The sequence below is a fragment of the Vibrio sp. OPT18 genome (assembly GCF_015163615.1).
Taxonomy (GTDB): Bacteria; Pseudomonadota; Gammaproteobacteria; order Enterobacterales; family Vibrionaceae; genus Vibrio; species Vibrio coralliirubri.
On sequence record NZ_JADDYK010000022.1, the window covers coordinates 1 to 6,894 of the forward strand.

The window sequence follows — 6,894 nt, forward strand, 5'->3', positions numbered from 1 at the left end:
GCTGGAGTGTCGTACTCAACGTGAGAAGTTGCGATTGTGATACCGCGCTCACGCTCTTCTGGAGCGTTATCGATAGATGCGAAATCTTTAGCAACACCACCGTACACTTTTGCAAGTGTAGTACAGATAGCAGCAGTTAGAGTTGTTTTACCGTGGTCAACGTGGCCGATAGTACCAACGTTTACGTGCGGTTTCGTACGTTCAAATTTTTCTTTAGACATGGGGTGTCCCTCTAGGTACGGATTAGGTGGCTTAAAATAAGACCACGCAACCAAAAAAAATGGTTTTCTTTATTAAAGGAGAAGAAGCTTTAGACTGGTGCTAATACCCAGAGTCGAACTGGGGACCTCACCCTTACCAAGGGTGCGCTCTACCGACTGAGCTATATCAGCACACAAAATGAGTTGGAGCGTGCAGCGGGAATCGAACCCGCATCATCAGCTTGGAAGGCTGAGGTAATAGCCATTATACGATGCACGCAACACGTAACTCTGTTTGAGCTATTTAACCTTTAGAATATGGTGGAGAGGGACGGATTCGAACCATCGAAGGCAGTGCCAACAGATTTACAGTCTGCTCCCTTTGGCCACTCGGGAACCTCTCCAAATTTTGAGCTTTCTCTCGCTTGCTTTAAAGGAAGGGAGAAAGTGGTGCCGACTACCGGAATCGAACTGGTGACCTACTGATTACAAGTCAGTTGCTCTACCTACTGAGCTAAGTCGGCACAAGTGGGGCGCATTTTATTGAATGATTTTCCACCTTGCAATAGTAAATTGAAAAAAAGTGCAAAATTCTCTGACCAAACTCCTACATACGGCTATTTAGCTCAAGGTTTACGTCTTTAACCCGCATCTAGTACAGGAAGATATTTTATTTATCTATCGCTTGATGTATTTTCCATGCACTTGTTTTGTTATCCACTATAGAGTTTTGTATGAGCCCATTTATGTCATTTGACCGCGAACGTTGGTCTGAGCTAAGGAATTTAGTTCCGATGACACTTTCTGAGAGCGACTTAAAAGAGCTTCAAGGCATCAATGAAAAGCTCACAATGGAAGAGGCAGTAGAGATCTATCTACCGCTATCTCGTCTATTGAACCTCTATGTGGCAGCCAGACAGAATAGAAACTCGGTACTCCACCAATTTCTAGATAAGAAAGAGAAAGCGCCACCTTTTATCATCGGCATTGCGGGTAGCGTAGCTGTTGGCAAAAGTACCACTGCGCGTCTGCTTAAAGCCCTACTCTCTCGCTGGGAAAATCACCCAAAAGTTGAACTAGTGACAACCGATGGCTTTTTATATCCAAACGAGGTGTTAGAAGAGAAAGGGTTGATGAGCAAAAAGGGCTTTCCGGAGTCTTACGATATAAAACGTTTAGTGAACTTTGTTTCGGATGTAAAAGCTTGCAAGAGAAATGTCACGGCCCCTGTTTACTCGCACCTTACGTACAACATTACCGATGACGTTAAGTGCGTCGACCTACCAGATGTGCTTATTATTGAAGGGCTTAATGTCTTGCAAACCGGAATGAATTATCCACACGAGCCACATCGCGTGTTTATTTCAGACTTCCTTGATTTCTCACTCTATGTTGACGCCGATAGCCAACAAATCAAAGAGTGGTACGTCAATCGCTTTATGAAATTCCGCGATGGTGCGTTTACTAAGCCTGGCTCTTACTTTAGTCATTACACTAAATTATCGAACCAAGCCGCATTGGATAAAGCGGAAGGTATCTGGAGTTCAATTAATGGCTTGAACCTTGAACAAAATATCCTTCCGACAAGAGAAAGGGCTCATCTGATTCTACGTAAAGGCGCAGATCATATGGTTGAAGAAGTGTTACTAAGAAAATAGTAACGCCTTAGTCGCGTTTTCTTAGCGATATCTCGCCACCAATATAGCTCTCGACACCATTCTCAGTTTTGAGCAATACAGCACCTTGTTCATCGATGCCTTGAACAACACCTTCAATTTCTCTAGGTCCAATGATCAATCTAACATTGCGACCTAAGAAATTATCCAAGCGGTTCCAACGCTCTACAAAATTGGACATTCCTTTCAACTCATAATCGGCAAGAGATTTATCCCAAGCATTGATCAAAGCCTGCGCTAACTGGTTACGGTCTGGCACCTTCCCATCACACACTTCTTTAAGGGAAGTCCATGGTTGGCCAATACCTGATGTTGTTGGATCCATGGATAGGTTTAGCCCTAAACCAATCACAATATGCGCAGCGCCACCAGACTGCCCTGACAGCTCGACCAAGATACCTGCAAGCTTCTTATCATTATGGTAGAGGTCGTTCGGCCATTTGAGCTTTACACCTTCTACGCCCATTTCTTCCAAAGCTTCAACAACAGCCACGCCAACCACAAGGCTTAAGCCCATTGCGGCAGCCATCCCAGCGTCGAGTCTCCAATACATTGAAAGATAGAGGTTTGCACCGAATGGCGACACCCACTCTCGTCCACGACGCCCACGGCCCGCTGCTTGATATTCCGCAATACAGACAGAACCCGATTCGAGGGTGTTAGTACGCTCTAATAGGTGTTGGTTTGTAGAACCTATAATGGGAATCAATTCAAGAGAAGCATCGCGACTAACTGCAGACAATTTTTCTTGGTCAAGCATATCTAAACGACTGGCTAGCTTGTAACCCTTGCCTTGTACTCGATAGATATCTAAACCCCACTCTTGAATACCCTTAATGTGCTTACTGATAGCCGCTCGTGACACACCAATCATTTCACCTAGGTCTTCACCTGAATGAAACTCACCGTCAGCAAGGCATCTCAATAGTGCAAGCTTGGTACTGTGTTCTCTCATGCCAATGACTCCAAAGCCTTGTCCAGGTTTGTCTCGCAGTCTCGTCCCATAAAGCGCACTTCATGTTCCAATCGAATATCGAATTTATTCAAAACGGACTGGCGTACTCGCTCTGCAAGCTTAAGGACATCCACAGCTGAAGCCTCATCAAAATTGATGATAACCAATGCTTGGTTGGGGTGAACCTGAGCACCACCTTCTGTCACGCCCTTGAACTGGCATTGATCAATCAACCAGCCCGCAGCGACTTTGATCATGTCATTACTCTCATAGCCGACAATGTTTGGGTATAGAGCTAACAGGCGATCAAAATGGTCTTTGGTGATCACAGGGTTTTTGAAGAAGCTGCCCGCATTCCCTTGTACTCTAGGGTCTGGCAGCTTACTTGAACGGATAGCACACACTTCATCAAATATAGTGCGAGGAGAAAGCGTATCGGCTGCTAGGCTTTTTAACGGGCCATAGTGATTGCATGGCTCCCACTCTTTCGGCAACGTTAAACCAATCGCAACAACAATCGCTTTATCGTAGAGAGCGTGTTTGAAAATAGAATCTCGGTAACCAAAGAGACACTCTTCTTTGCTTAATCGCTTAACTGTATAAGTATCCAGACACAGGATATCGACATACTCGCATACGTCTTGTAGCTCAACACCATACGCACCAACATTCTGAATCGGAGCAGAGCCTGAACAGCCGGGTATCATTGCTAGATTCTCTAGACCACCCAACCCCTTATCCACACTCCACTCAACCAAGCTTGGCCAATCCTCGCCACCACTTACATGCAGTAGGTAATGACTGTCCGTCTCGGCCAGCTCAATCCCGGCTAATTTATTCACAATGACCAGGCCAGCGAAGTGCTCCGTAAAAAGCATATTACTGCCCTTACCCAGTATCAACTTAGGCAAAGCTGACCATTTAGGGTCTTTGTAAAGCGAAATCAGTTCTTCGGTAGTGGTGACTTCAACCAACGCATCACACGTCTGATCGATGGAAAAAGTATGAACATTTTTTAAACTAGCATTGAGATGGAATTGCATGGCGATATTCAATTAACTTACACTGCGGTCATTCTACAGCAGATAAACCAATGGCGCAGTGACTGAATGAACAATGTCATCATTACTCAATTAGACCCAGTAAAGGTTCCCCTAGTTAAACGTTTCTATAAAGAACACTACCCAACGGGAAAAGCGAATAAGAGTGAACTGATCTACTCGTTATTACTGGATAACGAGCTGTGCGGTGTCGTCCGTTTTCGTACAATAGAAAATAATCGCTTACTTACTGGTATGGCGATATCAAAACAACATCGTGGTCAGCAATTAGGCTCCCAGCTTATGGATTATTGTGCGCAACATACGCTTACGGAAGACGATTACTGCTTTTCGTACGCTCATCTCACCAATTTTTACGCGCGACACAAATTCGTACAAGTAGACCCCAAAGATCTACCAAATGGTTTAAGAGTTTTATACGAGCGCTATTCGAATAGCGGAAAAGATCTCATTCCTATGCATTATCAGCAAAATTGTTAGAGAATGCCTCGATTATCTAGTATTTGGTACTATCCCTTTGGTAAAATTAAAGGTTCTCAATTTTGCATATTTTTAAGGTAAAACAGTCAATATGATTGCCAGTAGGAATCCATTCATACAGTTGCCAACCATAGCGCAGAATCCTGACAAGTTTGAAGTACTACTATCAGCGAAAGAGTTTCGAACTCGCCTACTTGATGAGATATCTCGCGCAACGACTCGTATTAGTTTAGTCGCTTTGTACCTTGAAGATGATGAAGCTGGCCGTGAGATCCTAACTGCCTTATATGAAGCAAAGCAAAAGAATCCAGAATTAGACGTGAGCGTTTGTGTCGATTGGCACCGAGCGCAGCGCGGATTGATTGGTGCAGAGTCTTCTGAAGGCAATGCAGCCATGTATAAAGAGTTTGCAGAAAAATATCAGCATTCTGTGCCTGTCTACGGCATTCCCGTTCGTGGCAAAGAAGTCTTTGGCGTATTGCACTTAAAAGGCTTTATCGTCGATGACAGCGTAATATACAGCGGTGCAAGCCTTAACAATATCTACCTGAATTACCATGACCGCTATCGCTTTGATCGTTACCACGTTTTAAACAACGCGGCTCTTGCTGACTCAATGTTTGCCTACGTACACGAACAGATGGTTGCGGACAGCGCTGTTTATGACCTAGCTGATAAGAACAAGCCTGCGACCAAAGAACTGAAACCAGCGATTCGTCAGTTTCGTGCATCATTAGCAAGATCTCAGTATCAATTCGAAGGGCAAGAGGTTTCAGCAGACCAAGTAGCTGTAACACCATTGGTTGGTATCGGTAAGAGACGTAACCGTCTGAATCAAGGAATCAACCAACTCGTCGCTCAAGCTAAAGATGAGATCTTTATCTGCACACCTTACTTCAACTTCCCACCTAGCCTAGCTAAAGAAGTGAAGAAAGCGCTTAAGCGTGGCGTAAAGGTCAGCATTGTTGTTGGTGACAAGACAGCGAATGATTTCTTTATCTCGCCAGAAGAAGAGTTTAAAACGATTGGTGGTCTGCCATACCTTTACGAACTGAACTTACGTCGTTTCGCTAAAGCGAATGAAGCTCATATTGCTAGCCGTAATCTATCAATTCGACTTTGGCAACACGATTCCAATAGCTTCCACCTAAAGGGCATATGGGTAGATAAGCGCTACATGCTATTAACAGGTAATAACCTAAACCCTCGCGCCTGGAAGCTGGATCTAGAGAACGGTATCTTTATCCAAGATAACTACCATCACCTAACTGATAAGTTCCAAGCTGAAGTGGATAATATCCTTCAACACACTCAGCTTATTTGTACTTATAAGCAGTTAGACAAGGTAGAGAGCTACCCGATGGAAGTTCAGAAGTTGATTCGTAAAATCACTCGTGTAAAAGCCGACAGAGTGCTCAAACAAATACTGTAGCGGTGTATCAAAACACTATTTATCAACGCCTAGCAAACGCTAGGCGTTTTTGTATCTACGAGATAGCGAGATAGCGAGATAGCGAGATAGCGAGATAGCGAGATAGCGAGATAGCGAGATAGGTTTGCTTGATGGTTATTTCGAGTCAACATCTCTATTTATTCATAGTGAGTGTGATAGCTTGAAATGTTAAACATCCTTTTACCTTAGTCAGTCTAAAAGTTTCAGATACGTGGTTCAGGTACAGAGAGCAGCTAAACGAGTACCAATACGAACATAATCGGCAATTACCCTTTACGTATTCAAGCAATAACGCTCGTCACTCCTTACGGCGAAGTACGTACGCGATAGGGAATTTCACTTAGTAAAACAATCAGATTAGTGCTCTGCTCTATTTAGCTTAACTACCTGAGTTAGAAGTGACCACCTATATTCCCAAGCAGCACCTCCCGATATATAGAGAAGTACTTGATAGCTAGCGATAAGGATCTGCTACTAAAATCCAAAACACATACGCCGGAAACGACGAAAGCCTAGTCGTCAGACTAGGCTTTCTAATGGAATAGCGTGAAGTGCAGGGGTTCAGTGTCTTTACAGCGCCCATATAACCTATAAGCAAAACACTTTTCTTCAAATGTAAAAAAGCCCTGCTATTTCTAGCAGGGCTTCTCTAATAAGTGGCGGAGTGGACGGGACTCGAACCCGCGACCCCCGGCGTGACAGGCCGGTATTCTAACCAACTGAACTACCACTCCGCAGTGGAATACTTGTCGTCGCTGACAAGTGTTCAAACTTTTTGTCTTCACTTTTCAAAAAAGTGAAAATAAATTTGGAGCCTGGCGATGTCCTACTCTCACATGGGGAAGCCCCACACTACCATCGGCGCTATTGTGTTTCACTTCTGAGTTCGGCATGGAATCAGGTGGGTCCACAATGCTATGGTCGCCAAGCAAATTTTAAAATTCGGAAAACTGTATTTAAAAGTCTATCTCTTCAAACTCATTCAAGGTCTGTCTTTGAGTCCACAAAACCCCTTGGGTGTTGTATGGTTAAGCCTCACGGGCAATTAGTACAGGTTAGCTCAATGCCT

At 44.1% G+C, this 6,894-nt stretch carries 6 protein-coding genes, 5 tRNA genes and 1 rRNA gene; 3 read left to right on the top strand and 9 right to left on the bottom strand.

Annotated elements, in window-relative coordinates:
- The 5 genes from IQQ51_RS04355 to IQQ51_RS04375 form a co-directional block, all read right to left on the bottom strand.
- A partial coding sequence (locus tag IQQ51_RS04355; protein WP_228012678.1) for a GTP-binding protein occupies window positions 1–221 on the bottom strand: 221 nt, incomplete at its 3' end.
- 95 nt (window positions 222–316) lie between these two features.
- Window positions 317–392: transfer RNA gene (locus IQQ51_RS04360), tRNA-Thr, on the bottom strand.
- A 13-nt stretch (window positions 393–405) separates the two neighbouring features.
- Window positions 406–480 (bottom strand) — tRNA-Gly (locus tag IQQ51_RS04365).
- A gap of 39 nt (window positions 481–519) precedes the next feature.
- Window positions 520–604 (bottom strand) — tRNA-Tyr (locus IQQ51_RS04370).
- Window positions 605–648: 44 nt separating this feature from the next.
- Window positions 649–724 (bottom strand) — tRNA-Thr (locus tag IQQ51_RS04375).
- Between the two features lie 210 nt (window positions 725–934).
- Here IQQ51_RS04375 and coaA point away from each other — a divergent pair.
- Entirely contained in the window at window positions 935–1,858 is a 924-nt protein-coding gene (gene coaA / locus IQQ51_RS04380; protein WP_017066910.1) for a type I pantothenate kinase, read from the top strand.
- A 7-nt stretch (window positions 1,859–1,865) separates the two neighbouring features.
- On the opposite strand, the gene birA is transcribed toward coaA, so the two are convergent.
- Both birA and murB read right to left on the bottom strand, forming a co-directional pair.
- Entirely contained in the window at window positions 1,866–2,831 is a 966-nt protein-coding gene (birA, locus tag IQQ51_RS04385) for a bifunctional biotin--[acetyl-CoA-carboxylase] ligase/biotin operon repressor BirA (RefSeq protein ID WP_193840479.1), read from the bottom strand.
- Entirely contained in the window at window positions 2,828–3,874 is a 1,047-nt protein-coding gene (gene murB, locus IQQ51_RS04390; RefSeq protein ID WP_193840480.1) for a UDP-N-acetylmuramate dehydrogenase, read from the bottom strand. Before murB ends, birA begins: the two co-directional genes overlap by 4 nt.
- A gap of 66 nt (window positions 3,875–3,940) precedes the next feature.
- On the opposite strand from murB, the gene IQQ51_RS04395 reads away from it, so the two are divergent.
- Window positions 3,941–4,372 carry a GNAT family N-acetyltransferase gene (locus IQQ51_RS04395; protein ID WP_193840481.1) on the top strand — a complete coding sequence of 144 codons (432 nt, stop codon included), beginning with the start codon at window positions 3,941–3,943 and terminating at the stop codon, window positions 4,370–4,372.
- Window positions 4,373–4,463: 91 nt separating this feature from the next.
- Window positions 4,464–5,804 carry a CDP-diacylglycerol--serine O-phosphatidyltransferase gene (gene pssA / locus IQQ51_RS04400; protein ID WP_086971616.1) on the top strand — a complete coding sequence of 447 codons (1,341 nt, stop codon included), beginning with the start codon at window positions 4,464–4,466 and terminating at the stop codon, window positions 5,802–5,804.
- A 678-nt stretch (window positions 5,805–6,482) separates the two neighbouring features.
- On the opposite strand, the gene IQQ51_RS04405 is transcribed toward pssA, so the two are convergent.
- Together IQQ51_RS04405 and rrf are read right to left on the bottom strand one after the other, a co-directional pair.
- Window positions 6,483–6,559: transfer RNA gene (locus tag IQQ51_RS04405), tRNA-Asp, on the bottom strand.
- Between the two features lie 79 nt (window positions 6,560–6,638).
- Window positions 6,639–6,754, bottom strand: a 5S ribosomal RNA gene (rrf, locus tag IQQ51_RS04410).
- Window positions 6,755–6,894: the final 140 nt, after the last annotated feature.

Excerpts from the sequence above, each read along its gene's own strand:
- murB (WP_193840480.1), bottom strand. The coding sequence starts at position 3,874 with ATGCAATTCCATCTCAATGCTAGTTTAAAAAATGTTCATACTTTTTCC.
- birA (WP_193840479.1), bottom strand. The coding sequence starts at position 2,831 with ATGAGAGAACACAGTACCAAGCTTGCACTATTGAGATGCCTTGCTGAC.
- IQQ51_RS04395 (WP_193840481.1), top strand. The coding sequence starts at position 3,941 with ATGAACAATGTCATCATTACTCAATTAGACCCAGTAAAGGTTCCCCTA.
- coaA (WP_017066910.1), top strand. The coding sequence starts at position 935 with ATGAGCCCATTTATGTCATTTGACCGCGAACGTTGGTCTGAGCTAAGG.
- pssA (WP_086971616.1), top strand. The coding sequence starts at position 4,464 with ATGATTGCCAGTAGGAATCCATTCATACAGTTGCCAACCATAGCGCAG.